A 935-nucleotide genomic window follows, 5' to 3' on the forward strand; every position below is an offset into this window, starting at 1 on the left:
ATGATTGACAAAAGTAAGTCCTCACTAAGCGAGGTTCTATCGCAGATTAAAGATGGTGCAACCATTCTGATTGGTGGTTTCGGTACCGCAGGACAACCCGCTGAACTCATTGATGGTCTTATTGAACTCGGTGTTAAAGATTTAACCATTGTCAGCAACAATGCCGGTAATGGCGATTATGGTCTGGCGAAACTGCTTAAGGCTGGTTCAGTTAAAAAAGTAATCTGTTCTTTCCCGCGTCAGTCAGACTCTTATGTATTTGATGAACTTTACCGTGCCGGAAAGGTCGAGCTTGAAGTGGTACCACAAGGTAATCTGGCGTGTCGTATTCAGGCAGCAGGTATGGGGCTAGGTGCTGTATTTACCCCAACAGGCTTTGGAACTCTTTTGGCCGAAGGTAAAGAGACCCGTGAGATTGATGGGAAAGATTACGTACTCGAATATCCGATCAAGGCTGACTTTGCTTTGATTAAAGCTTACAAGGGCGACCGCTGGGGCAATCTGGTTTACCGTAAATCTGCACGTAACTTTGGCCCGATTATGGCGATGGCTGCTGATGTCACTATTGCTCAGGTTTCTGAAGTTGTGGAGCTAGGTGGATTAGACCCTGAGCACATTATCACTCCGGGTATCTTTGTACAGCATGTTGTACAAGTAGCGCCAGCACAGTAAGCAATAAGGAGAAATAACATGAGCTACCAGAAACTCAGCCGTGACCAGATTGCAAAACGTGTGGCACAAGATATTCCAGATGGTGCCTATGTGAACCTAGGCATTGGTTTACCGACCAAGATTGCGAGCTACTTACCTGACGATAAAGATATTTTTCTTCATTCTGAAAATGGCCTATTGGCTTTTGGCCCACCGCCCGCTGCAGGTGAAGAAGATCCTGAACTGATTAATGCGGGTAAAGAGTTTGTGACCATGCTTGAAGG

The 935-nt window shown here is 45.9% G+C and carries 2 protein-coding genes; both read left to right on the top strand.

The features are described from left to right. Entirely contained in the window at positions 1-672 is a 672-nt protein-coding gene (locus B806_RS0104665) for a 3-oxoacid CoA-transferase subunit A (RefSeq protein ID WP_017386040.1), read from the top strand. An 18-nt stretch (positions 673-690) separates the two neighbouring features. Next, positions 691-935, top strand: a 245-nt coding sequence (locus tag B806_RS0104670) for a CoA-transferase (protein WP_017402673.1), incomplete at its 3' end; no start/stop codon positions are given.

This window comes from Acinetobacter sp. TG2027 (assembly GCF_000302435.1).
Classification (GTDB): domain Bacteria; phylum Pseudomonadota; class Gammaproteobacteria; order Pseudomonadales; family Moraxellaceae; genus Acinetobacter; species Acinetobacter pittii.

What these genes read in the sequence shown, in the direction of transcription:
- B806_RS0104665 (WP_017386040.1), top strand. Translation starts at nt 1, where the DNA reads ATGATTGACAAAAGTAAGTCCTCACTAAGCGAGGTTCTATCGCAGATT.